Origin of the sequence: Pseudodesulfovibrio cashew (assembly GCF_009762795.1) — a bacterium.
Taxonomy (GTDB): domain Bacteria; phylum Desulfobacterota; class Desulfovibrionia; order Desulfovibrionales; family Desulfovibrionaceae; genus Pseudodesulfovibrio; species Pseudodesulfovibrio cashew.
On record NZ_CP046400.1, the window covers coordinates 2,761,451 to 2,784,671 of the forward strand.

Consider the following 23,221-nt stretch of genomic DNA (forward strand, 5'->3'; position numbering starts at 1 on the left):
GTTGCGTTTCAGCATTCGACTCAGGCAGCATCTTCACGCTGAATGGGCAACCCGATGATGAACCGTGTCCATTGGCCTTCTTCCGACCGGACTTCCATGCTGCCCTTGTGCAGGTCCGTTACGATGAAATAGGACACCGAGAGGCCCAGGCCGGTTCCTCGCCCCACCGGTTTGGTGGTGAAAAACGGTTCCATGACCCGTCTTCGGACATGCTCCGGCATGCCCGGGCCGTTGTCTTCGATTTCGATTAGGACCAGGTCGTTGTCCGTCCGTGCCCGCAGGATGAAGGTCGGACTATCATCGCCGTATTCTTTTTCGGCCATGGCTTCGGCCCCGTTTTTCAACAGGTTGAGAAAAACCTGGGTGATTTCGTTGCCATCGCATGTCACATCAGGCAGGTCGCTTTCGTATTCACGCACGACCTGGATTCGCCGAAAATCGAACTGCCGCTGCATGTCGTAGACATTTGTTGCCAGCTTCAGGGCCTCGTCAAGCAGTTCTGCGGCATTGTGGCTACCGGTGCCGGTGGATTCGTTCTTGCGGCTGAAGTCCAGCATGTTGCTTACGATTCGGGCAGCGCGCTCGCCGGACTCTGAAATTCCGTCGAGCATGGTCGGAACATCCCTTCTCCGTAAATAGTCACAGACCGCTTCGAGCGAAACGCCGCAATCCTCTGCCACTCTTCGATTTTTGTTTCCTTCGGCCGAAATGCGTTTCTTTATGTTGTGAGCATACCCGATGACTGCGGCAAGAGGGTTGTTGATTTCGTGCGCCATGCCTGCAGCCAGCCCTCCCACTGACATCATCTTTTCGGACTGGACCATCATTCGTTCCATCTGGACGCTTCGGGACACGTTGTCGATACGGATAACGGCTTCCTTGGAGATGTCCGAACTCAGCGGGAAGACCGTGATATTTTCATATCGGGTCTCCCCGTTTTCATGACGGGGAACCTTGGACGTCTGCCACGGCACATGCTCCACAATGCTGTCTTTGATCGTACTCATATAAGGTGCAAGCCAAGGAAGTATTTCAACAACGTTTTTACCCATGGCCTGCATCGTTGCTATGTTGGTGCTCTTTTCGGCTGTGCGGTTCATGAGGGTTATGCGTCCTTCCAGGTCAACGCCCACGAGCAGGGACGGCATGGAGTCGATGATGTTGGCCAGGTACTTGCGTATGCGCAGCAGCTCCTCCTCGGCCAGTTTTCGCTCGGTTATGTCGATGAGTGACCCCTCGACGATGACGGTCCCGTCCTGCGTCGTGGCTTGCCGGAAATTGACGCTGGCCCACAACTTCCACCCCTTTTTGTGTTTCATCTGCACATGGTGGCCGGTAATTCGTTTGCCCTGAAGGATCATCCCCATGATCTCATCGCGTTCCGAGGAATTGGCGTAAAGATCATCCTTGATGTCTGTGACCGCAGTTTCAAAGTCTTCCGGAGAGTCGTAGCCGAACATCTTTGCCAGCGACTTGTTGGCGGACAATATCTTTCCATCGAGGGAAGACTGGAAAATACCTTCGGCCGCATTGTCGAAAATGGATCGGTACTTGCGTTCGGAGTAGGTCAGCTCCCGCCTTGTGCGCCGCAATTTGAGCACCGTGCTGGAGAGAATAACAACAAGCAGGAAGAGTACGGTAATCAGAGCAATGCCCGTCCAGATCAGCGCGAAATATTCCCTGTAGAAGGAGTAGGGTTCATTGATGACCACACTGTCAGGCGGCAGCTCCTCCATGGAAACGCCAAACTTATTCATGCCAAGCCAGTTGAATATGAAGGCATTGCCACCGATTTTGACCACCGGGATATCGCTGGCCTTTTCGCCGGCAAGAATGCGTCTGCCAAGTCTGCTCATCTGACGTCCATGATGGTAGCCGCTGATGAGCTTACCGCCGATGGCGTTGTCCCGCAGGTTGAAACGGACCAGGCAATAGACGGGGACCGGTGAGTCCTTGGTCAGCTGCGATCCCAGCTTTTCGTAGGTGAGATATTCACCATTACGATCCTCATAATACACGCCCAGCAGCACCACGGAGCCGGGCTGCATGGACAGGACTTTCTCTCTCAATGCCCTGATGGACAGGTTCTCATTGTGTGTGAACTTGACTTTGTCCTCGTACGGTTTCTGGGCTTTCAGGATGCTGTCATGCCAGGCCCGTCCGGTCTTGAGGTAGTCGTTGACCACATAGATTTCTTTTGTGTCCGGGAATTGCCGGAGTATGGTCTCCACGGTTTCGCCGAAAGAGATGATTTCGGCCACGCCGGTGAAGTCCGTTATGTCCGTGATGGAGTCGTCGGTGAAATTGTTTACTCCGCCAAAGACCACCGGAGCGCCCTTGAACAGTTCGTCTCTGTGCTTCAAGAGGAAATCAAAGGCGTTGTTGTCCGTTGCCAGGATCAGGTCGAGGTCAACGTTCCGGTACTTCTCCTTGTAGATGCGTATCAGCCGGTCGTAAAATTCCTGGCCCCGGTTGCGCTTCGTATCCATGTATTCCGTGTGGACTATTACTTCGTCATTGGGTGGGAGGAGCAGTTCATCGCGTATGCCCTTCTCGAGGTTGTCAACCCAGGACATACCGGAGTGATAGGAGTGCAGGATCAAAACGTGACGGGAGCCGTATCCCTGCACTTCTGCCGGCAGAAGCAGAAACATCAGGACTATGATGGCGGCGTATATGCGGTGCGGAATGTGGAGAGATAGGGGCATGGCTACCATATGAATGCGTGAAAAACTGTCATGATTACTCTATTCAATTTAAGAAGCAGATTGCTCCATAAAAATCTATTATTTCATGTAACCCCGAAAAAGGAAAAAACACAACCGTGCATCGGATGTCGCCCTACAGCAGTGTGGTTGCGAGCAACGCGGTTGCAAGTGTGTTGTTCTCAGTTGAGGACTTCCAATAGAAGAGGTTGCGCCACTGCTTTTCTGTCAGTCGCACCAACTCCGATCTCGGCATTCGTTGGCACCAGGCGGGCTGTAATCAGGTTGGGGAATCGCTTCTTTGAGAAGCTATTGTGTTGCCGGTGCGAATCAGGAGAAAGCAACGAGGTGAATCTGGCGTATTGGAAAAGCAAAAGCCCCTGGATTGCAGGGGCTTTCTAAACGACTTCTGCTGAAGTCGGATTAATTTCTGGTACCTGGGACGAGACTTGAACTCGTACGCCCCGAAGAGCAAGGGATTTTAAGCTACGCGCGATGGGCTTTAATAAGGCATAATAACTGACAATAATGGTTCGCGACCAGTGCTTTAGACGATATACTCTTTTTATCCGGCTTTGAGTGGCCTTGCGTAGCAACGGGCCTGAGAACAGGCCGGGAAAGGAGTAGTCGAATATGCCAACGAAACTTACTCAGGGTATCGTTAACAAGGCTAGAGGTACATACCCAGCTGGCAAGCAACTTTATGACAGTGAGGTTAGTGGCCTCAGGTTGGTTATTGGAAAGAAGTCAGCTTCATTTAAGCTGGTCACAGACCAATGGGTCAATGGGCGCAAGGTAAGGGCCATCTCCGTCACCCTTGGCCGCTCAGATGAGCTTAGTCTCAAAGAAGCTCGTCATCGAGCTATCGAAAATAAGCTTGCCGTCAGAAGAGGGGAGAATCCAAACCTCAAGCCTGTAGCTCGAATGACTCTCAAAGATTCTTGGGAGGACTATCGACAATCGCGAGGAAAGGAACTCAGTCCAGAAACTCTCACTTGGTATGAGAGGAAGCTCCTCGGGCCGTTAAAGGCTTTAATGAATCGACCTCTCTCAGAAATTGGGCGTTCTGAGGTCAGAACTTTACACCAGAAGATGACCGAGACAACGGGGCCTTATGGGGCGAATGGAGCAATGAGGGTTCTCAAGCTTCTCTACAACCACGCTTCCGCAGTCGAAGACCTGCCGCCGAACCCTGTATCCAGAGCTGTCAGGATGAATAAGGAAAAGGCTCGAGATTGGGCTCTTTCACATGATGAAATTAGAGACCTGTGGGAGCGCATCGAAAATAATGATGATCGAATTCGAGCTGAGTGTTGGGCGCTGATGCTCTCGACGGGGCTACGATCCATGAGTGCCCGTTCTGCGAGGTGGGAGCATCTTTCCGAAGAAGGTGTTCTTCATGTGCCCACACCAAAAGGTGGAGCTGATAGAGCCTATGACCTTCCAATACCTAAAGGAATGTATGAGAGGTTGATGAGTCTGAAATCCCTCTGCGCTCCATTGGCTTCCCCTTTTATTTTCCCTTCGCCGAATTCAAAGCACGGCTTTGTAAATATCCGCCGCGAAGAGTCTATGCCTTACTCTCCGCACCAAGCTCGGCATACTTTCAGGAATTTGGCAGTTGAGGCTGGGGTCGATTTTACCACTACCGCATTGGTTATGAACCACAAGGTCCCTCATGTGTCTTTCAGCTACATTTCTCGCAGCCATCTTATGGGTGAATTACTGCATGCGGTTGAAGCTGTGTGGGAAAAAATAAATGATATCAGCTCATAATCGAGGGGCAAAAAACTAGCAAAACGTTTATATTTTTTAGGTTGACAGTTTGTTACCGTTGATTTCTCACATTGGGCATTAGTAGCTTTTCGAGTAGTTTTTTGTCCTTAAAAGTGACTCGTAAAAAGAGAGGAGAAAAAAAATGAGATTTGTTTTTGTTCCCGGATGCCGACGCTATGCGCGGTCTCGAAAGAGAGTCCTTGCTGGTTCTCTAGTGATGGAGGACCCAATTAAACTATGCCCGTCATCTTACGGGATGGCGGGTGTATCAACAAAGGAGTTTTGTTATGGATTTGAACGAGTTATTCCGCCCTGTTCTTGACGCCATCGGAATCATTGATGGTCGTCTTGCCTGCCTTGAGGAAAGATTAGGTTCCTCACCCAGTCATTCTGGCTATTTAACTACACACGAAGCTGCTGAATTTCTCAGCCTTTCACCGCAGACTCTCGAATTATGGAGACACAATTCGGAAGGTCCTCGCTACGTCAAGTTAGGGAGAGCTGTTCGGTACGCTGTGGCTGATTTGATCGAATACATGGAACGTAATCAGATCATGGAGGGGTAGATATGTACTTGTTTTTGCCCTCATCTGCTTGTTTGACTGATCGCACCTATAGAGAGTTTTGTGTGTTTTGTCGGATGGTAACTAATACGCGCACGGTACTTCGCGGGTACAATGATATTCGGGTTGGAGAACCTCCTCGTGAGGTTGCTAAGTTCAATCTTCCTGTATGTCCGGAATGCTATTCGAATTTGAAGCCGGGAAGATTGAGTCACAAGCATAAGCGGCTCCTTTTTAATTATCTCGAAGAGAATGAATAAGGGGAGTAAAAATGACCGATATCGATTGTATTTCTCCTGATTTTGGCTCTATCCCTGAGGAACTGAAGAATGCTGACGCGTGGATTGTTTGGAAGGCAAAGCTCAATGGCGAAAAGCTTGGGAAGATTCCTTACTCTCCGCTCACCGGAAGGCGAGTAGATGCAACTGTCCCTGCCTCAGGTTGTTCGTTTGTAGAAGCGAGCAAGGCATATCGCAATGGTAAGTATGCTGGCTTGGGAATCGTTATGGGCGTGGTTCAGAATCTTGTTGGTATTGATCTCGATAACTGCGTGTCTGCCAATGGGGTAATCGAACCTTGGGCTCAGGAGATTGTAGACTCGCTTGCCACGTATACTGAAATCAGTCCCAGCGGAAAGGGGCTTCGGCTTTTCGGTTACGGAAAGCTCCCTCTTGGTCCTAGGCGGAAGGGAACCATTGAAATGTATGACGAGAAGCGGTTTCTGACAGTGACTGGTGATGTGTATGTCGATCAGATTTTAGGAGAACCATTTTTAATTCGTAAGTTTCAGGATGCTCTTGATTCTCTGTATAATGATGTCTTTGGTTCAGAGACGATGGATGAGAGCGATTGGCAGTTTGATCTTGATGATTTGAGGGGGCTCTCAAGACTTCCTGATGCAGATGTTGTCCGATTTGCTCGTGAAGCCAAGAACGGTGGGACTTTTTCTAGGTTGTATGATGAAGGAAATACCGAATCGTATGGCTCAAGGTCAGAAGCTGATCTTGCTCTTTGTAATATGCTCGCCTTTTATTCGGGGCGAGATCCAGATCAGATGGAACGCCTCTTTAACTCTTCACAATTGTGTCGGTCAAAATGGGTAAATAGGCCAGACTATCGCGAACGTACCATCTCTATGGCTATCCGTTCGTGTTTGTCAGTCTTTGGTCCTCAGGTATCTCCTGAGGATGAATTTGAGGATTTACCCCCAGTAATTGGAGTCAATGATAGTTCCTATGAACTTCCGAACGAACCAGAATTCCCTCTCGATGCTTTGCCCAAGGTAATTTCTGCTTATATCAAGGATACCTCTACTCGTGCGGGGTGTCCCCCCGAAATGATTGCCGTCCCTGTTTTGGTTACTCTTGCGGGGTGTATTGGTAGAAAGCCTCGAATTGTCCCAAAGAGATTCGATTTGGATTGGGATGAGGGTGCTTGTCTGTGGGGAATGGTCGTAGCCCATAAGGGGAGTAGGAAGTCCTCAACACAGAGGAAGGCCCTCGAGCCTTTGTCTGCGATAAATAATCGGTGTCGTAATCGATACAAGCATGAGATGGCTGATTGGAAGCGTGCAGAGGAGGTTCTCAAGACTTCTGCCAAGCATGGAAAGATGAGTTTGGGTGACGATGAAGAAACCTATTTTGATATTGAAGGGGATCTTTCTGAACCTGTAAGGATTCAGCCTATTGTCGAAGATGTAACCATTGAGGCCGTAGCTGAACTTATGCAGCACAACGATCGTTTGACCCTTGGAGCCGATGAGCTCTCAGGATTTTTGAGAAATATGGGGAGATATAACAGGGGCAATGACCGCCATTTTTGGCTTAAGGCGCATACTGGTGGACATTTTTCCAGCAATAGGAAGGGGGGAGGAAATGTTTATGTCGAAGAAGCTTATGTAAATATTATCGGAGGAATCCAGCCCGCAGTCTTGAAAGATCTTTTTTTGGGTAAGAATGGGGTTGATGATGGGTTATTTGAGCGGTTTGGTTTGTTGGCCTATCCCGACAAGCCAATTTTGAAGGGAGATGACAATCACCGAGATGAGATTATTCGAAGTCACTATGCGTCAATTTGCAACAAGCTCTTTGAAACGGATTGGGAAAGTGAGTTGGGACGTAGCAATTCATTTTCGGAGGAGCAGCGTTGTAATCCTGTACGCTTCGAATTGGATGCCCAAGATCTTTTTGATCGATGGTTAGATGAGTATACTGAAAGAATCGCTCGGCTTGGGGATAGCCCCGTTATAGGTTTTATCAGTAAGTCTAGTGGCTTGGTTTGTAGGCTTGCTCTGGTATTGAATCTTACTGCTTGGGCTTCAGGGGAAGTTTCACGCCCTAGAAAGGTGTCGATTGCAGTCCTTCGTGGGGCAATTCGATTAGTCGATGAGTACTTTTTTTATATGTGGCATCGTGCCGTACTGGGACCGCAGGTTGATTGGGTTGCAGGACTTTATCATCGTCTTAAGACGAAAGGTATCGATCGTTTTACTCGTAGAGAGCTTGTTCGGCTGGGCTGGGGGGAACTCAAGGGAGAGGCCATTGATAGGTTTATTGAGGTACTTCTCGTGAAGCGCATGGCAAACAAGGAAGAAAGGAACAGCGGATCAAAGGGAGGACGTCCTACTGTCGTATATCATTTGATTTAGAATACCAGAATTGGTTTTGTCAGTTTTGTCAGTTCGTTTGTTGTGAGTTCGCGTCATGTTTTAGAAATGACACAAATTAAAAAAGCTGTTTTATTGATATTTAATACATTGAATTAATAGCTTAATTTTAATGAAATGTGTTGTTGTTCATTCGTGAAAAGTTAGCTGTCAAAACTGACAAAATACAGATGGGGATCTGAAGAAGGGCAGACCGCTTACGATCGCAAAACAACGCGATATGCATTGAACTGGAGTGGCTACAATAGCAAACCAGGAGATGCACATGCGATATGTATTAGATACTTCGTTTTGCGAAGGATTGGAGAATGGGAAGGCTGAAATCACGAGTCTTCTGATAGAGGTCAATTCGTTTGCCGGCGTAGCTGAGGTAGGAGGGCATACGTATCAGTTCTCATTGTCTTACGGTGTCATGGAGACCGATTGCCCTCGTTCGTTCCGACAAGACCTCGTAGAATTGATTTATATATGTGGGCTCCAATCCCTTCCGAGGGCAATATTTGATCAAATGGACATGTTAATTCCTCCTAGAGGAGGGATGTTTTTTAGAAATTTACCTGGAGCATGAATCTGACAGCTTAACGCGCGCGTGCGAGGCTCTTGTACAAGAGCAAGGGATTAACAATCATCCCAGTGTGCGTCTTAATAGCTAGGAATTGCTAATAGACTGGTATTACGTATAGTAATAAGCCTGTTTAGGGACCTGTTTTGATGATCGTTTTGTCCTTATGGAAGAGAAAAGAATCAGAACGTGGAGAAAATAGAGAAGGCAGACGTCGTGTTTAATGATGACGGTGCATCAAAGCACAGTCATGTGCACAGAATTGCTGTCCTCGGGCTATCTATGAGTGTTTCGGTGGCAGTCGTAGGCATGTATTCGATCGCGGCTACCTAAACGGTCTTCGGCCGAAATCGATAGAATTTGGAGTGGTGATATTCCCGCTAGGCTACACTTACACCGAGTTTAGCCAATCTTGCTGTGAATTCGTCCTGGCTCATAGAGTTTCGTTCGGTTTTCCCTTTGAACGCTCCCACCTTGCAAACCGCATACATTGTTGCAAAACCTTTGCGGTTGTGAATATCAAGCATTTCTTCGGCTTTGGTGTATGAAATGCCGTCGACTAAATACAGTCTGCTCAAATTGATTTCTTCCTGCGTGAGTTTGACTCCGTATCCGCTTTTCTGCATGAAATTCTGTGTGGGGGATACATCAAAGAGGCTTTCTTGGGCGCTATGTCCTTTCGATCTGACATAATCCAAAAAGCTGTTTAAAGTCATTGATCCCTTAGCTTGGGCATCCATAAAACTTAAATCTCGACATGCTTTCATGCTGGCATATCCATTCTTGCCAAAATGACCACAGGCAGTTTCAGCCGCTGGGTAAGATACTCCATCAACTACGTAAAATTTAGCCATCAGCAATTCGTCAAATTTCATATAAATACCTTGCTTAGGTTGATTATGATGTGGGGCGATCTAGTAAAAGCAATTTTTGGCCTAGTCGGATAACATAGCGCTGTTATCACTTTTTAATATTCCAGGGGGGCGACAACAGCTCTATTAGCTCCTGTTCCTTTTGGCAGATGATTTCTCTGTCTTCCATTTCGTGTAACCAAAGAGTGACATTGCTCGTAGCTAGCCTGACTAGATTGTTAATCCGACAATTCGTAGATTGCCCATCCTTATAGCAGTTTTTGGGGGCAATTCTGCCGTATCCGTTATTGACTCGCGTTCTCATATTGTCTGTACATCTACCGATGTATTTCACCTCATCTCCAACGAAATAGGCGTACACACCTTTCTTATTATGAAACTCTTTGTCGACAATGGCAAAGGAGGTGTATTCAAGGTCTCCATAGTCATTGAGAAATAATGTGTAGGAGTTATCTCCATCGTTTTTCAAGTTCATCAAGAATTCACCTAGTGGTGCATTTAGTTCCTCTTGTGAGAGGTTGGAGAAATTTTCTAGCTCTGCAATTTTTTTATAGCGTTTTGCTTGAAGCGTTTTTCCTAACGTGCTGTTGTTTTTTCTAGAGAAGACATCGCTGAATATTTCTTTACTGAATTTTAAAGGGATTCCAGAAAAAATCAAATTGTCGATCTGTCTTTTTTTGTTACTCATACCCCCTCCTACCCCCGTTCGACTTACACGTAAATGAATCAATAGTATGAGATTATTTGTTGGCCAGTATAGGAGGTGGTTTTCAGGGCCAGTCCGTTGGATTTGTGATCAATACTGTTTTTTTTAGAAAGTTGGACGTTGTTTGGGTGGGGATTTGCTGCCACAATCTTTTCAATTTATTGACCCAAGGCTTCGCGTTGGCTATAAACACCTCAAAACAATTGTTTTAGCGTTTCTGTTCCGATCGAAATAATCGTCGTCTTGAGGGCCTCCATGGAAAATCTATTTTTTGAACATCCTATTCTGAATTCTCCTTACGACTACCCTGAACAACATTGGGAACTCGATAAACAGGGACAGCCTACTCAAAAAGTCATAAATCGACGCCGTCAGGCAGACTTCATAACGCCAATTCCCAAGCCCAAGAAGCGGAAGGCCAAAGCCGAACAGGCCAAGATGGTCTTTGACGAGGGCAAGGGGCTCTCCACACAAGAGCAGCAGTATACGGCAACAGCTCGGACCATCAACGCTCTTCGAGAACACGTGGACGCTTGGAGGAAGATTCCTGATCCTGGCGGGTGGAAAGTAACGCCAGAAACCGCCCGCCTGCTCCAGCATTGGAGACACCATAAGTTCAGCGGCATTCGTCCTTTTTTCTGTCAGGTTGAAGCTGTTGAAGTAGCCATTTGGCTTACCGAGGTAGCTCCTAAGCTGGGTAAGAAAGGGAAAGCCTTTCTGGAGGTACTTGCTAACGCCAACAATGACGCGAATCCCGAGTTGATGCGACTGGCTCTCAAACTGGCGACAGGTGCTGGCAAGACGACTGTCATGGCGATGCTCATCATCTGGCAGACCATCAACGCCGTCCGTCATCCGACAAGCAACAAGTTCACTCGTGGATTTCTCATCGTCGCTCCCGGGTTGACCATCAAGGATCGGCTGAGGGTGCTCCAGCCCAATGATCCAGACAGCTATTATGCTAGCCGAGAACTGGTTCCCAATGACATGATGGCGGACCTCGAACGGGCCAAAATCGTTATCACCAACTACCATGCCTTCAAACTCCGTGAACGCATGGACTTGTCAAAGGGGAGCCGATCCTTGCTTCAAGGACGCGGGGAGGAGCTGAATACTCTTGAAACCGAAGGGCAGATGATCCAGCGCGTCATGCCTGACTTGATGGGCATGAAAAACATCCTGGCGATCAACGATGAAGCACACCACTGCTACCGGGAGAGGCCCGATAGTACGGATGTTGAAGACTCCAAGGGGGATGAGAAGGACGAAGCCAAGAAGAACAACGAAGCCGCACGGCTCTGGATTTCAGGGCTTGAGGCGGTAAATCGAAAACTCGGTCTCACCTGTGTCATTGATCTTTCGGCGACTCCCTTCTTCTTGCGAGGCTCAGGCTATGCCGAGGGAACACTCTTTCCCTGGACCATGAGCGACTTTTCGCTGATGGACGCCATTGAATGCGGTATCGTCAAATTGCCCCGCGTTCCTGTGGCGGACAATCTTATCGACAGAAGCGAAATGCCAAGGTTCAGGAATTTGTGGGAGCATATCGGCAAGAAGATGCCTAAGAAGGGCCGGGGCAAAGCTAAAAACCTTGACCCCTTGGCTATTCCTACAGAACTCCAGACGGCGTTGGAGGCGCTGTATGGGCACTACGCCAAGACCTTTGATTTGTGGAATGAGAGCGGCATCACTGTGCCGCCTTGCTTCATCGTAGTGTGCAACAACACCTCTACGTCCAAGCTTGTTTACGAGTATATTTCCGGGTTCACTAGAGAGAACGACGACGGATCGATGACGCCAGTTCCGGGCCGGTTGGAGTTGTTCAGGAATACAGACGAACATGGCAACCCGCTTCCTAGGCCTAGAACCCTCTTGATTGACAGCGAGCAGCTGGAGTCTGGAGAGGCTGTGGATAAGAATTTCAGGGAAATATACAGCGAAGAAATTGATCGTTTCCGCAGAGAAATTATCGAACGAACCGGGAGCAGGGAACAGGCGGAGAACATCACCGACCAGGACCTGCTACGCGAAGTCATGAACACGGTGGGAAAGAAAGATCGCCTCGGAGAATCCATCCGCTGCGTTGTCTCTGTCTCCATGCTGACGGAAGGCTGGGACGCCAATACCGTGACCCATGTACTCGGTGTTCGGGCTTTCGGAACGCAGCTCCTCTGTGAACAGGTCATTGGTCGCGCCTTGCGTAGGCAGTCTTATGATCTGAACGAGGAAGGACTGTTCAATGTCGAATATGCAGATGTTCTGGGCATCCCCTTTGACTTCACAGCCAAGCCCGTGGTGGCTCCTCCTCAGCCTCCCAGAGAGACGATTCAGGTCAAGGCTGTGAGGCCCGAGCGTGACCATCTGGAAATTCGCTTTCCAAGGGTTGAGGGTTATCGCGTTGAACTGCCGGAAGAACGCCTTGAAGCCGAATTCAATGACGATTCCATCCTGGAGCTGACACCGACCCTAGTAGGACCTTCCATCACCAAGAACCAAGGTATCATCGGCGAGGATGTTGATCTCAGCCTAGAGCATCTTGGAGACATGCGCAGGTCAACATTGCTCTTCCATGTGACCAAACGGTTGCTCTACACTAAATGGCGTGATCCTGGGGAAGAGCCCAAAATGCACCTGTTCGGCCAGCTCAAACGGATCACCAAGCAATGGCTGGACAACTGCCTGGAGTGTAAGGGTGGAACCTATCCGGCGCAGCTGATGTATCAGGAGTTGGCGGATATGGCCTGTGAGCGGATCACTGCCGGGATTACCCGCAAGCTGGTGGGCAAGAGTCCGGTCAAGGCGGTGCTTGACTCGTTCAACCCGGTGGGCTCGACCATGCACGTCAACTTTAACACTTCCAAGCGGAATCGTTGGCAGACGGATTCGCGCCGATGTCATGTGAACTGGGCCATTTTGGACAGCGATTGGGAAGGAGAGTTCTGTCGTGTGGTGGAGTCGCACCCCAAGGTCAAGGCGTATGTCAAGAATCATAACCTGGGGCTTTTTGTTCCCTATCGCTATGGTTCGATCATGCGAACCTACATCCCAGATTTTATTGTCCAGGTCGAAGACAGGCACGAAGACCTTCTCAACCTGATCGTGGAGATCAAAGGCTACCGGGGTGAGGACGCCAAGGAAAAGAAATCGACCATGGAGAACTACTGGATTCCCGGTGTGAACAACCACAAGCAATTTGGGCGATGGGCGTTTGCAGAACTAACGGAAGTTTTTAAAATCGAATCGGATTTTGCAGCCAAGGTGGAATCCGTCTTCAATGATATGATCCTCGGCGTAAGTGAAGCCAGAGACGAACAGGAATAGATACCATGGCAAAGAAGAAAAATCTCAAATCCGTTGAAACCATCACGCACGAAGACGCTTCCAGAAAGCATATTCCCACTGCCGAATGCCAGTCCATCTTGCGTAAGGAGCACCAGGACCCCATCCGAGTGGCGTATGAACGGCGCAACCGCGATCTTGATCCCCAGCTTGTTTGGCGCGGCAAAGATGAACAGGACTGGTCCGACCTGGTGGTCAGTGCGCCGCCGTTGTTCATCCAAGAAAAAGTCCATCCGAAAGTACTCATAGACGAACTGACCGAGCGGACCAGGAAGCAGGGAGGGGCCAAGGTCCCCCAGCAGATGAGCCTCTTTGACGACTTCAATGGTCTTCCTGATGAAAACGCCAAGACGGAATTCTACCAGCATGATTCCAACTGGTCGAACCGGATGATCCTTGGTGACAGCCTTCAGGTCATGGCTTCACTTGCAGAGAGAGAGGGCATGCGGGGAAAAGTGCAGTGTGTCTATTTTGATCCTCCCTATGGTATTAAATTTAATTCCAATTTTCAGTGGTCGACTTTCAACAGAGATGTGACAGACGGGAAAAAGGAACATATCACGCGTGAGCCTGAGCAGGTTAAGGCTTTTAGAGATACATGGAGGGATGGAATTCATTCATACATGACATACATGCGTGATAGGCTAACTGTAGCAAGAGACCTTCTTGCAGATTCTGGATCTCTTTTTGTGCAGATTGGCGATGAAAATGTTCATAGAGTTAGAACGCTTCTTGATGAAATCTTTGGTCAAGACAATTATGTCTCAACGATTGTATTTGTTAAAACATCAAGTTCAACAAGTGATTATCTCGGACCAACATTTGACTATATTTTATGGTACGCAAAGAACAGGCCATCAGTAAAATATAGAAAGATATTGCTAAAAAAAGAGCCCGGTAAAAAAGGTGGAACAGGATATAAAAGTGTACAACTAAAAAATCTAACTCGTCGTTCTTTAACAAAAGAAGAGTTGCTGGCTCCTGGTATACTGCCTGAAGGATCGAAGATATATTTTCGTGATAATCTAACCAGTCAGAGCATCGGCAGGGCAAAAGGGGAAGGCGCTTCATCTTGGTTTGGTGTTAAGTTTGAAGGAAAGACAATTACTCCATCAAATACGGTACGCTGGAAGACCAACGAACAAGGTTTTGATAGACTTCTTAAGGCATATCGGGTTGATGCGAGTTCTAATAATAAACTGGGTTATATTCGTTTTTTAGATGACTACCCTGCTTATGAGCTCACTGATGTTTGGCATGATACCTTAGGGCAGAATCAATTTGGAGGATCAAAAATATATGTGGTCCAAACAGCTCTATCTGCTGTAACAAGATGTATTCTAATGGCATCGGACCCTGGTGATTTGATCCTTGATCCTACATGCGGTTCTGGGACAACTGCTTACGTAGCCGAACAGTGGGGAAGAAGGTGGGTTACGATAGACACGTCAAGAGTCTCTCTGGCTTTATCTAGAGCTAGAGTTATGGGGGCTCGGTATCCATACTATATACTTTCTGACAGCAAAGAGGGACAAATTAAAGAAGCCGAACTATCACGTACTGAACCTTCATTGAAATCAACGCATGGCTTCGTTCGGCAGGGGTTTGTCTATGAAAGGGTCCCTCATATTACGCTTAAATCAATAGCTCATAACTCTGAGATTGATGTAGTCTGGGACAAATACAAAAACCGCCTTGAGCCAATATTGAATAATCTTAACGAGATCCTAAATACCGACTGGGAAGATTGGCAAATTCCCGTTTCTGCGAAAGAAGAATGGCCCCAAAAAGCAAAAGAGTTGCACGGTGATTGGTGGAAGCATCGAATCGCTCGACAGGAAGAAATTGACGCCTCAATTGCAGCCAAAGCTGATTTTGAATACCTCTACGACAACCCCTACGAGGACAACAAAAAGGCCCGTGTAGCCGGCCCTTTCACCGTCGAAAGCCTCTCTCCTCATCGCGTGTTGACAGTAGATGAAAACGACGAGCTTGTTGATGAACTTGCCAAGCCCGATCAGCAGGTAGAAACGCAGGACTTCGCGCAAATGGTCCTGGAGAATCTCAAGACCGCAGGTGTCCAGCAGGCGCATAAGGAAGACAAGATCGTCTTTTCCACCATCAAGCCCTGGCCAGGGTACTATGTCTGCGCCGAAGGGGTGTACTACGAGGGCGAGGAAGACTCCGGCGTGGAGAAACGGGCAGCTATTTTCATCGGGCCCGAGTTCGGCACAGTCTCCCGTCCAGACCTCGTAGCGGCAGCACGGGAGGCTGGCGACGCAGGGTTTGACGCCTTGATAGCCTGTGCTTTCAACTATGACGCACATTCTTCGGAGTTCAATAGTCTGGGGCGGATACCTGTGCTCAAAGCGCGGATGAACGCCGACCTGCACATGGCGGACGACCTCAAGAACACCGGGAAGGGCAATCTCTTCGTCATCTTCGGCGAACCGGACATCGACATTTTAGAAGCCAAGAACAGTCAGGTACAGGTCAAGATCAACGGCGTGGACGTTTTCCACCCCAATACCGGCGAGGTCCGTAGCGATGGAGCCGAAGGCATTGCCTGCTGGTTCATCGATACAGACTACAACGAGGAGAGCTTCTTTGTCCGCCACGCCTATTTCCTCGGTGCGAATGATCCCTACAAGGCCCTGAAGACAACGCTCAAAGCGGAGATCAACAAGGAGTCCTGGGATACCCTCAATAGCGACATCTCCCGCCCATTCGACAAGCCTGAGTCGGGCCGCATAGCAGTCAAAGTCATCAACCATCTTGGCGATGAAGTCATGAAAGTCTACCGGGTGGGTTGATGTGATTGAGAGCATATCTACAGCCTTCAATTCGCTAACTGCGGCAGACATTGCAAGCCTTCTTGTCTCTGTTGCACTTGTCGTCTTGACGGCTGTTTTGGCTCGATACACACGCACGCTAGCGATTGAGGCTAAAAAGGCCAGAGAACTGCAAACAAGTCCAAATGTCATAGTGACTGCGGTTCACGACGAGAGCAGGCCGACAATTATTATGTTGGTCGTACAAAATATCGGCAATGGAATGGCATTGGATGTTTCATTCATGAGTTCTGTGCCGCTTCAAAAAGCGTATGGCATTTCAGAAGATACAAAGAGAGAACCACAGCCTATTGATCGAGGCCCCTTGGTTACGGGGATTCCTGCGCTCGGCCCAGGCGAGAGCAGAAAGATGGACTGGGGACAACCTGGGGGACTTTTTAAGCTGGTTGGCAGTGAGGCTGTGACAATAGAGTGTAAGTATACTTCACAGGAAGGGCAAAATTATTCAGGCATGTTCAAGGTGGATATTGAATCGTTCATGATGACAAATGCAAATGAAAGCATGCCGTTGAGGACGGTCAAGGCGCTCGAAGATATTGCCGACAACACTAAAAAGGCTTTGAGTAAGTTATGATATTCCGAATAGCCGACACATTCACCGATAGTCTTGGCAAGCTCACGGTCCAAGAGCAGAAAGCGGTCAAAACGTCTGCCTTTGATTTGCAAATGAATCCTGCAAATCCAGGGATTCGTTTCCATAAATTGGACAAGGCAAAAGACCCGAATTTTTGGTCCGCCAGTGTCAGTATGGACATCCGGATCATCGTCCACCGCACCGAAAACAGCCTTTTGCTTTGCTACGTGGATCACCACGACAAAGCCTACCAATGGGCTGAACGAAGAAAGCTGGAAACTCATCCGAAGACTGGCGCGGCTCAGATTGTCGAAATCCGGGAGACAGTGAAAGAAATCACCGTGCCCGTGTATGTCGATACCATCAAAAAGGCCCCCGCGAAACCAACATTGTTTGCTGACACGTCAGATGAGGAGTTGTTGAGCTATGGCGTCCCTGTTGACTGGCTTGAAGACGTAAAGCAAGCCACTGAGGACTCTCTGCTTGAGCTGGCTGACCATCTGCCCCGTGAAGCAGCAGAAGCTCTTCTTGATCTAGCTACAGGCACTCAGCCTGTGATGTACAAGATGGCCCTTGGCAGCGATCCTTTCGAGCATCCCGATGCTCAACGCCGATTCCGTTTGATGACGGATGTGGAAGAACTCGAACGAGCCTTGGATTATCCTTGGGAGAAGTGGACCGTTTTTCTTCATCCAGCACAGAAGAAACTCGTGGATCGAGACTATTCCGGCCCTGCCAGGGTGTCAGGCTCTGCCGGAACAGGAAAGACCATCGTTGCCCTTCATCGAGCAGCACACTTGGCTCGCAGCAATGAAAATGCTCGCGTATTACTGACCACCTTTTCCGATCCCTTGGCATATTCTCTTCAAAATAAACTGGCCCGCCTCCTAGGCAAGGAGCCCAGGCTTGGAGAACGGCTAGAAGTGCAATCCATGAACTCCGTGGGTGTGCGTCTTTATAAGGCAAATCTGGGAGCATTGAAGGTCGCGCCCAAGGAAGCTGTTAACGAACTACTGGAACAAGCGTCTGCTCAGGTCGAAGATCACAAATTCAGCTCTTACTTCTTGCGAACCGAGTGGGAAGAGGTTGTGGATGCCTGGCAGCTCGACACTTGGGACAAGTATCGTGACGTTGTTCGCCTTGGTCGGAAGACAAGACTTCCCGAGAAGCAGCGAAAAGTTCTTTGGGAAATATTTGAAATCGTTCGCTCTGGTTTGGAAAGTAAGGGAATGAAAACCCTTTCGCAGATGTTTAGCGAACTTGCCGTTCATTTAGAAGGAAGCGCGAACCCGCCATTTGATTACGCCATTGTGGACGAGGCTCAGGACATAAGCATTGCTCAGCTTAAATTTTTAGCGGCTCTTTCATCCAGACCTGATAGCTTGTTTTTTTCTGGCGATCTTGGACAAAGGATCTTTCAGCAGCCATTTTCCTGGAAATCGTTAGGAGTTGATATTCGAGGACGGTCAAACACGCTTCGGATCAACTACAGAACATCCCACCAGATTAGACAACAGGCTGACAGGTTGCTTGCCCCGGAATTAGCAGACGTTGACGGTGTCATAGAAGATCGTCGTGCAACACAATCTGTCTTCAATGGCCCAAAACCAATCATTCAAGTCACTGATAGCCAGGAAGAAGAGCAGCAAATCGTCGCAGAATGGCTGAAAGACTTGTTGGGGGATGGATACACTCCTGCTGAAATCGGAGTGTTTGTCCGCTCTGACAATGAAATCCCAAGAGCACAACAGGCCGTCCAAAATTCAGGGTCTCCCTTCGTTGTCTTGGATGAAAAACTTCTTCCAGCGACGGAACAAGTTTCCATCTGTTCTATGCATCTAGCTAAGGGGCTTGAATTCCGAGCTGTAGCGGTTATGGCATGTGATGATGAAATTATTCCTTTACAAGATCGTATTGATACCGTGGTCGATGATTCTGACCTGGAAGAGGTCTACAATACCGAACGACATCTACTCTATGTTGCCTGCACACGCGCAAGAGATCATTTGTTCGTGACCAGCGTTGATCCTGAGTCAGAGTTCATTGACGACTTGAAGATGTAATCCACAATATCCGAGGTTGCTATGGTGCCGCCGATTGAACCGAATACTCGCGTAAGGCTAGTTAATGATCCAGAACGGACAGGGATCACAACTACTAGGTTCAAAGAAACGAGTCGGGGCCTTAAATACCAAATCCGATTCGACGACAACGGGCAGCACGGTTATCAACCAGAGTACGAGCTGGAAGTAATTAAGGACGACAATGAAGATTGGGATGACCTCCTAAAACGTAAACGTTTTGGGAAGCTGTCTGCAATGCGACGCCACCTTACACATATCCATCTGAATGGGCGTCTAGCTAATGTCGTCTACAGTATGGAAACAACAAACACCAAGTATTACCCCCACCAGTACAAACCCCTCTTATCCTTTTTGGAATCGCCATCAGGCGGCCTACTGATTGCAGATGAAGTTGGCCTTGGTAAAACCATTGAAGCCGGTCTTATTTGGACAGAATTACGCGCCAGAAGGGATGCTCGGCGCTTGCTTGTCATTTGCCCGGCGATGCTCTGTGATAAGTGGCGCGACGAACTTCAATTTCGTTTTGGAGTCGAAACAACCAAAATGGGGGCTCAAGAGTTACTCACTGAACTCAGGCGCGACAAGGGAGTAGTACCTGACGGGAAAGGGATAGTGTGTAGTCTGGAAGGGATTCGCCCTCCGTCGGCAACTAAACGCAAAGAAAATCCTAATTCAACTAAAGCAAAGTTGGTTGATCTACTTGAAAGCAAAGCCGACGAAGATTCTCTTATTGACCTGTGTATCATTGATGAAGCGCATTATTTAAGGAATCCTGAATCACGCAGCAATAAGCTCGGTGAGCTAATTAGAAACGTATCGGGTAGCATTGTTCTGTTGTCAGCAACGCCAGTGAATCTGCATAGCGATGACCTTTTCCACCTTCTTGAGATTGTGGACCCTGACTATTTTCAAGACAAAAGGGATTTTCCAGAAGTCTTAGAAGCAAACGCACCTCTTATCAAAGCAAGAGATTTGATTCGAAATTCGAACTCTTCCCTGCAAATGGTTCAGAGTTTATTAGATACAGCTGCGAAACATCGTTTGCTTGTGGACAATAGACAACTCGCAACTCTCAGGAGTGAACTCAGGGACAATGATTCTGAACTTAGCATGAAGGATAGGGTCCTAATTGCAGGCCGTATTGAACGAGTTAATATGTTGGGCCATGTTGTAAATCGAACTCGTAAGCGAGAGATGCCCATTGAGCGGGTAATCAGAAAGCCAAATATATATCACGTCGCTATGGCTGACCATGAAGAGGAGTTGTATTGGTTGGTCACATCAGAAATAAGAAAATATGCTGCCATGAAGGATATTTCTGACGGATTTCTTTTGGCTAGTCCCCAGCGGCAAGTTTCAAGTTGTATGTATGCAGCCATTAAAGGGTGGATCGACAAAGAAACATCTGTAGACGAACTGCTTTATGGTGATTTGGGGGGAGAGGCAGAGAATGAAAGGGAGAGTGAAACGAATGAAATTGGCCCCCTAGTGCGGCACATGATTGAAACCGTTTTGCCTGAAGTTAATTTGCAGGATTATTGGGACGTAGATAGTAAGTTTGAAGAGTTAATTAAGCATCTGACTAATCACTTTAATACGAATCCGAATGAGAAGATTATCATTTTTTCTTACTTCAAGGGGACTATCAACTATCTGTCAAAAAGACTTCAAGAGGCTGGTTTTGGGAACATGGTTCTTTATGGTGGAGTCGCTGACGATAAACAAGAATACATAGCAAAATTCCGTAATTCAGATACTGCAAAAGTCCTTATCGCCTCCGAGGTTGCCAGTGAGGGCGTTGACCTTCAGTTCTGTACAATGCTCATCAATTACGACCTCCCTTGGAATCCAATGAAGGTCGAACAACGGATAGGTAGGTTGGACAGAATAGGTCAGGAATCAGAATCAATTTCTATCCTGAATTTATGTCATGAAGGGACCATCGACCATCGAATTGTTGAACGTCTCCACAAAAGGCTTGGTGTTTTCACAACCTCCATCGGTGAGTTGGAGCCGATATTGGGGCCGGTGATTTACCAGCTTACTAGCGATCTCGTTCGTCATGACCTGACCCCTCAAGAGATTGATGCACGTCTTGAGCAAACAGAACAGGCAATAGAACAAGAGAAAAGGAATAATGAAGAGCTAGAAAAGGAAGCACCAAATCTCCTAGCGCATGGTGACTATATTTTGCAAAAAGTAAAGGCTGCCAGAGATTTTCGCCAAAGAATTAGCCACGACGATCTGATTGCTTACGTTAAATACTTTTTGGACAATTACGCACAAGGTCACACCTTTAGACAAATCGATCAATCGAAGTCGACCTATGAGATACAGCTCCCAACTGATGTTGCTGCAGACTATAACGCATACGTTGCTGACAAAAAGAGCTCCGGGGCCACACGTTTACAATCTGGGCAACCCGTAAAATGCCAGTTCGCCAATAAGGTCCATCAGTTGACTCGCAACTTAGAGCAAATCAGTCAGTTTCATCCACTTATTCGATACATCTCCTCTAAACTAGATCATGAAAAAGGAATTTTTCATCCACTAGTATCAGCCCAAATCCCATCCCTAGAGGCTTCTGGAGTGCCACAAGGGTTATATGCATTTGCTTTGTCGAGGTGGACATTTAAAGGCCTTCGAACTGAGGAGGAAATTAGAGCAAGGGTAAGAAGTCTGCAGTCAGATGAACTATTCCCAGCAGACAGTTCGCTTGAATTGATGAACTCTCTTAGAGCCGTTGGCTGCAATTGGACTTCGGCCTCAAATCAAAGTCTGCCTCAGAATATTGAAGACGCCATTTGGGAATGTATTGATGCTTTGGAAGGGGACTACGAGGAATTATCTTCTGTTAAAATTGACGAAAATTTCGACCGGGTCTCGTTTCAGATTCAGTCCATCGAAAACAATCGTGCAAGGCGTACGAAATCGCTTACTGCTACCATTGAAAAATTAGGTCCTGACAGCAAACAGACGCCGGCATTTAGACGACAATTGGAAAATCATCATAGCCGATGCGACGTTCAAGTAGAGACATATGAAAAGAAAAAGAATCTTGTGCGTTCACAGGATGCAATTTGTTGTGGGATAGTTAAGGTTTCGTGAGGGACACATGCCGATCAATCTGCAAGCAACTCAATACCAGGGTGTAAATCAGGATTCTTTTCCAAGGCGGCGGATTGTTATCGGGTTAGATTTTGGAACCGCGTATACTAAGTGTGTGGTGCACATAACAGGTGAGAGGCGGCAGGCTATCCAGTTCAACGAATCAAAAGAGGGGATTAGTAGGTATCTTGTAAGAGGGCTTGTCTCAATCGATGAAAAACGCCATTTTCATTTGGGGGGAAAATATGCGCGTTCATTTGATGATTTAAAGTCTGCTCTTCTGAACAAGTCGATGCAAGGCCAAAAGCTTGCCTGTGCTATGGGGTTGATGAGCGCGTTCTTGGCTTTGGTGTTACGGCATGTGCGAGAGTGGGTTTTGACGAAGCAAAGTGACGTTTTATCGGGGCATTATATTGAGTGGGATTTGAATATTGGGATGCCAACTGACAGCTACACCGATAGAATTCTAATGGATCGGATAAAGGTCGCTGCGGCTGCAGCCTGGGACAACAGTTTCGCTTCAGAAGTGACTATACGATCTGTTAGCGATTCACTAGAAAAGGCCCAAATAAAGCTAAGAAAGAAAAGTCTTCCCGATTACATTTCTATAGTTCCTGAATTTGTCGCTCAAATAACTTCATATGTGAAGTCTTCATCAAGACAGAATGACTTGCATGCTGTTTTGGATATTGGAGCAGGTACTGTGGATTTTGCCGTTTTTAACGTACATGAAGATGACGGAGATGATAAGTATCCTATCTATTCGAAGTCTGTGAAACCATACGGCACTTTTGTTTTGATGAGAGAATGTTTGGGTGCTGGAGAAATCGAACAGCGGTTGATGTTTGAGATAGAAAATGAGTTTGATTATTCGCAGTACTATCGTCCGATGAGTTTACACAACAAGGCAATGTCTCAGATTAAAAGTGGGTTCAATAGAGCTATGACTTGTTATCCCCAAAGCCCTCGCTGGAGATCTGGACTTCCTCTTTTCCTCTGCGGCGGGGGGAAAAACTTAGATTTTTATAAAGAGTTAGTTACTTGTGTAGTTGATTGCAGAGAATTCATCCCAGGCATGTCAAACAAGGCCATAACGAGAAGTGCGTTTCCAACTCTTGATGGTCTTAATGCTCCAACTCTTTCTTCTAAAGACCACGACAGACTATCCGTCGCTTACGGGCTGTCGAGGGATATTGATGATTTTGGCTTATTAATAAAGGGAGACAATTGGGGGGAGGTGCAATCTTACTCTCGAACGTCATCTCTTAGTGACCGCTTTGTTGATAAGGATCAGGTGTAACTCATATGTTGTCAAACAAAGTGGTCCTACTTTTGGAATCTTTGGTACGTAAATCAAGGTCTTGCCCATGCCGCATCTTTCTCGTGGATGGTCAAAACAGAAGTCTTCTGACGTA

General features: G+C 47.6%; 12 protein-coding genes. 9 read left to right on the forward strand and 3 right to left on the reverse strand.

The window, feature by feature from the left end:
* Positions 1–20 precede the first annotated feature (20 nt).
* The gene (locus GM415_RS12475) at positions 21–2,654 is read right to left on the reverse strand and encodes a PAS domain S-box protein (protein WP_242012240.1); all 2,634 of its coding nucleotides are present in this window, start codon (positions 2,652–2,654) and stop codon (positions 21–23) included.
* A gap of 684 nt (positions 2,655–3,338) precedes the next feature.
* On the opposite strand from GM415_RS12475, the gene GM415_RS12480 reads away from it, so the two are divergent.
* The 3 genes from GM415_RS12480 to GM415_RS12490 all read left to right on the forward strand — a co-directional run bounded on the left by GM415_RS12480 (position 3,339) and on the right by GM415_RS12490 (position 7,691).
* The gene (locus tag GM415_RS12480) at positions 3,339–4,481 is read left to right on the forward strand and encodes a tyrosine-type recombinase/integrase (protein ID WP_158948666.1); all 1,143 of its coding nucleotides are present in this window, start codon (positions 3,339–3,341) and stop codon (positions 4,479–4,481) included.
* 287 nt (positions 4,482–4,768) lie between these two features.
* A complete protein-coding gene (locus tag GM415_RS12485; RefSeq protein WP_158948668.1) occupies positions 4,769–5,047 on the forward strand; it encodes a helix-turn-helix transcriptional regulator in 279 nt (92 codons plus the stop codon).
* 268 nt (positions 5,048–5,315) lie between these two features.
* Positions 5,316–7,691 carry a phage NrS-1 polymerase family protein gene (locus GM415_RS12490; protein WP_158948670.1) on the forward strand — a complete coding sequence of 792 codons (2,376 nt, stop codon included), beginning with the start codon at positions 5,316–5,318 and terminating at the stop codon, positions 7,689–7,691.
* A gap of 960 nt (positions 7,692–8,651) precedes the next feature.
* Here the strand turns inward: GM415_RS12490 and GM415_RS12495 are convergent.
* A complete protein-coding gene (locus tag GM415_RS12495) occupies positions 8,652–9,146 on the reverse strand; it encodes a hypothetical protein (protein ID WP_158948672.1) in 495 nt (164 codons plus the stop codon).
* An 85-nt stretch (positions 9,147–9,231) separates the two neighbouring features.
* Positions 9,232–9,831 carry a GIY-YIG nuclease family protein gene (locus tag GM415_RS12500; RefSeq protein WP_158948674.1) on the reverse strand — a complete coding sequence of 200 codons (600 nt, stop codon included), beginning with the start codon at positions 9,829–9,831 and terminating at the stop codon, positions 9,232–9,234.
* A gap of 273 nt (positions 9,832–10,104) precedes the next feature.
* On the opposite strand from GM415_RS12500, the gene GM415_RS12505 reads away from it, so the two are divergent.
* From GM415_RS12505 to GM415_RS12530, 6 genes are read left to right on the forward strand one after another with little or no spacing between them, the layout of a single operon-like run.
* Positions 10,105–13,170, forward strand: a complete 3,066-nt coding sequence (locus tag GM415_RS12505) for a BPTD_3080 family restriction endonuclease (RefSeq protein ID WP_158948676.1) — start codon at positions 10,105–10,107, stop codon at positions 13,168–13,170.
* A gap of 5 nt (positions 13,171–13,175) precedes the next feature.
* Positions 13,176–16,001, forward strand: a complete 2,826-nt coding sequence (locus GM415_RS12510; RefSeq protein WP_158948678.1) for a site-specific DNA-methyltransferase — start codon at positions 13,176–13,178, stop codon at positions 15,999–16,001.
* Between the two features lies 1 nt (position 16,002).
* Positions 16,003–16,614 carry a hypothetical protein gene (locus GM415_RS12515; protein WP_158948680.1) on the forward strand — a complete coding sequence of 204 codons (612 nt, stop codon included), beginning with the start codon at positions 16,003–16,005 and terminating at the stop codon, positions 16,612–16,614.
* On the forward strand, positions 16,611–18,677 hold the full coding sequence (locus GM415_RS12520; protein ID WP_158948682.1) for a 3'-5' exonuclease: 2,067 nt from the start codon (positions 16,611–16,613) through the stop codon (positions 18,675–18,677). The genes GM415_RS12515 and GM415_RS12520 overlap by 4 nt, the downstream gene beginning before the upstream one ends.
* Before the next feature lie 21 nt (positions 18,678–18,698).
* A complete protein-coding gene (locus tag GM415_RS12525; RefSeq protein ID WP_158948684.1) occupies positions 18,699–21,806 on the forward strand; it encodes a helicase-related protein in 3,108 nt (1,035 codons plus the stop codon).
* 7 nt (positions 21,807–21,813) lie between these two features.
* Complete coding sequence (locus GM415_RS12530; protein ID WP_158948686.1) at positions 21,814–23,106, forward strand: hypothetical protein; 1,293 nt, start codon at positions 21,814–21,816, stop codon at positions 23,104–23,106.
* Positions 23,107–23,221: the final 115 nt, after the last annotated feature.